This window comes from Rhodoblastus sp. (assembly GCF_052145335.1).
Taxonomy (GTDB): domain Bacteria; phylum Pseudomonadota; class Alphaproteobacteria; order Rhizobiales; family Beijerinckiaceae; genus Rhodoblastus.
This window is the reverse complement of record NZ_JBKQOU010000035.1, coordinates 1-2,640: the sequence shown is the minus strand read 5'-3', so window position 1 is coordinate 2,640 and position 2,640 is coordinate 1. Positions and strand designations below refer to the sequence as shown.

Annotated in this window: 5 protein-coding genes; all 5 read right to left on the bottom strand. The window is 58.0% G+C overall.

The window, feature by feature from the left end; genetic code table 11:
* Positions 1-739, bottom strand: a 739-nt coding sequence (locus tag ACLP2E_RS02565; protein ID WP_442465067.1) for a hypothetical protein, incomplete at its 3' end; no start/stop codon positions are given.
* A 2-nt stretch (positions 740-741) separates the two neighbouring features.
* Positions 742-909 (bottom strand): hypothetical protein, encoded by a 168-nt coding sequence (locus ACLP2E_RS02560; protein WP_442465066.1) that lies wholly within the window; start codon positions 907-909, stop codon positions 742-744.
* Between the two features lie 23 nt (positions 910-932).
* Entirely contained in the window at positions 933-1,343 is a 411-nt protein-coding gene (locus ACLP2E_RS02555; RefSeq protein ID WP_442465065.1) for a hypothetical protein, read from the bottom strand.
* 3 nt (positions 1,344-1,346) lie between these two features.
* Positions 1,347-1,790: a phage tail fiber protein gene (locus ACLP2E_RS02550; RefSeq protein WP_442465064.1), complete on the bottom strand. Its 444-nt coding sequence runs from the start codon at positions 1,788-1,790 to the stop codon at positions 1,347-1,349.
* 46 nt (positions 1,791-1,836) lie between these two features.
* Positions 1,837-2,640, bottom strand: an 804-nt coding sequence (locus ACLP2E_RS02545; RefSeq protein ID WP_442465063.1) for a DUF3383 family protein, incomplete at its 5' end; no start/stop codon positions are given.

Genomic DNA, 2,640 nt, shown 5'->3' with positions numbered 1-2,640 from the left:
AATCGAACGTCTGCCTTAGCGAAACCCACGCTTGGTAAAGTTGGTTCGTCTTGTCGATTTGCTCGGCGGTCGGAGCCAGTTTCTCCATGTTTTCGACAATGGCCTTGACCGCATCCTTGCCCTGCATGAGCAGGCGGATCGTGCCATCGTCCAAGCCCAATTGTCTGCCGACGAAAATCGCCCGCGCCGCGCCCTGCGTTTCGGCGATATGCTTCAATCCCTCCGCGATTTGCGGAAGCTGGTCGAGCATCGGTTTCGCGGCGTTGAGCTTTACGCCGCCCTCAGCCATCAACCGAGAGAACCAAAAGAACGTCTCTGGGCTCGCCTTGCCGGATTTCAGTTCATTGAAAACATCGGCGAGATGTTGCAGCGAGGCGCGAGCCGAATTAGCATCGCCGCCCATGCGCTCTACCGCCATCCCCCATGCGGAGAGTTCCTGCGCCGAGACGCCGATGGCTTGCGCCGACTGGCTGACTTCCTTGTTGAACTTGGTCACATCGCCGACCGCGTTCTTGATCGCGTCGAGACCGACAAACGCCGAGATGGCGCCTAGGATTTCCTTCTTGAGCGAACCCCACGATTCCGCCGCGTCCTTGCCGGACTTCTCGACATCCTTGCCATCCTTGACAAGACTTTCCTTCAGCTTCTTCGAACCGTCGGCGACGGCGACCTGATCCTTGCGGAATTGCGAGGCGTCGAGGCCGAGCGTGATGGTGAGTGCGTCGATCACGGTCGCCATGATCAATCCTTTTTATTCAGCACGCGCGAATTATGCGCATCGACCGAAATAATCTCAAGCATGTCATAAACATCTTCCAATCCATACGCTTCGTCGAGATCGCGTAACGTCGCCATGCCAGACGACACAACCGCTCCGATCGCGCGCGAGACGTTCACATATTCGATCATTCCGCGCTTCGTTTCGCCGGCGTCTATTTCGACCGATTGCCGGCCAGCGAAAAACCCAGATGCAATTCGAGCACCTCCTTGCGAAGCAGGATGCGGGTCTTCACTTCCTCGATATCGTCCTCGATCAAGTCGCGAACAGCGGAAAGCTTCGGGTCCGGCTTGATCTGAATGCATTCGAACATTTCGTCGAGAAGATATTCGACCTCATGGAAGCTTAGCCTGCCAAGCGCATCGATGCCGACGCCGGCAATCCCAGCCATGCCGTTTTGCACCGCATCGTCGGGGATTTCGACACCGGCCCTTTGCAGCGCCAGCAGCGCCCGCATCGCCCATTTCTCGGAACGCGCCGCCGGCATTTCGGTGAGAACAAACACCTTGCCGTTGTCGCGGCTGTTGTCGTCGTCGATGACGACATCCGCCTTTCTCCGCGCCATCTATCAGCCCCCCGCCGGGATCGGGCCAAAGCCGACACCCTGCCAGGTGATGGTATGGGTGCGAGGCTGCAACACCTTCTTGGCGTTGGGGATCGGCTGATAGCTCGTCATGACGCCTTGCTGCATGGAATACTGAATTCCCGTGCTCGGCAGTTTCAACGTCATTTGCGCAAAATAAACATCACGCTGGGTCTGCATTCCCTGCCACCAAGCATCAAAGATCGGGTTGGCGTTGGAATCGGCCTGAAGCGCGATCTTCTGTTTGATCGGGACGAAGACGAACCCGGCGGAAAGAACGCCGTCAACGCCCATCATCGTCTCGACGCATTCCATCGGGTCGATGTCGTAAATATCATCCACCGCAAACCCGGTGAGTTGGACGGGCGTGGTGAATAGCGACGCGACGGTCATTGTCAACGTCGCGTTGGCGGAAGTAATGCTGGCCATTTTGTGAGCCTCTTACGGCGAGTTTATAGAGGATGCGGCGGCGCGATTATTGGATTTCGATGGAGTTTAACTGGATGGCCTGCACAGACTGCCCGTCCGTATACCAGAAGCTAATCGGCGGCGAGGCGCGGGCGGCGCGAACTTGCGGCGTCGCCGGCTGGATGTAGAGATACCAACCCTGATTTTGTATCGTCGCGGTGACATTGGCGCCGACGGCCTGATTGATTAGCGCGGCTTGCGTGGTGGACATCGTGACGCCGGGGCGGATCGTCCCGTTGTTCAGAGCTTGGTTGATCACGCCCTGACACGCCGCCGCGATGAGCGCATAGCCCGCCGAATTGTAAGGTATGGTGTTCGCCGCGGTCAGCAGATTGACGAGCGCGAGTTGGAACTGCGCGTTCATGTAAATCTGATCGGCGTAGCTGTCCGCCCAAAGGAACGGACCGGAGATTTGGCCGTTATACATGAACAGCCAGTTTTGCGCCGCCGTCGCGTAGGCGCCGTAATAGTTGTAGCCGTTGCCGAGAAGATTGTTCGCCGCGGTCAAATTGCTGACGCCGGCGACCAGCCCGCTTTGCGACCGAAAGCAGAGGTTCGCGCGGCCATTGAGCGCGTTGAAATTGATCGACGCCATCCATCCCGAGATGAACGCGGCGTGATGCAGATTGCTCGGCTCGCTGACCAGGATCGTGCCAGAATAATTGTTGGCGTTCGGCGAAATGAGATAGCCAAGGCTCCCCGTCGCCGGCAGGCTGACCGTCGGCGCGCTGTCGATGTCCCAACACGCATAGGCATAGCGATTATTGGTCGTGTTCGTCCATGCCGCGAACGCCAGCTTTTGCGTGTTGCC